This is a genomic window from Pseudomonas sp. EA_65y_Pfl1_P113 (assembly GCF_963970525.1).
Classification (GTDB): Bacteria; Pseudomonadota; Gammaproteobacteria; order Pseudomonadales; family Pseudomonadaceae; genus Aquipseudomonas; species Aquipseudomonas tritici.
On sequence record NZ_CAXAQM010000545.1, the window covers coordinates 1 to 458 of the forward strand.

Sequence of the window (458 nt, forward strand, 5' to 3'; positions counted from 1 at the left end):
CAAGCGGGTCGGGGGAGGTCGCCCGCGCGTCGTCGGCTGACGGCGCTGGGACGGATTTCGCTATACTCATCCTCAGCCGTAACCCATCCTTGCGCCGTTCTGCATTTTGAAGCATAGCACAGGACAGTACTGGAATATCACATTGGCGAATTGATGTTTGATTGTCGATCTCCGGGGGACGCCGCCGATAAGGGCGTGGGTTTGGGGTTCGGGTGCGCCGCGCTCGGCAATCTGTATGCGCCGATCAGCGACCAAGACGCGCGGGCGGCGATCGACGCGGCGCGCAGCGCCGGGATCGCGTTTTTCGACACCGCGCCCTTTTACGGTTTCGGTCTGAGCGAACGGCGCCTGGGCGACGCGCTCCGCGGGGACAGCGGCCTGGTCGTGTCCAACAAGGTCGGCCGTCTGCTGGTTCCGGATGAAGCGCAAACGGTTGAGCAGTCGCGCGACGGTTTCCT

The 458-nt window shown here is 64.0% G+C and carries 1 protein-coding gene; it reads left to right on the forward strand.

Annotated elements, in window-relative coordinates; genetic code table 11:
* Positions 1-153 precede the first annotated feature (153 nt).
* Positions 154-458, forward strand: a 305-nt coding sequence (locus AACY52_RS30995; RefSeq protein WP_339561494.1) for an aldo/keto reductase, incomplete at its 3' end; no start/stop codon positions are given.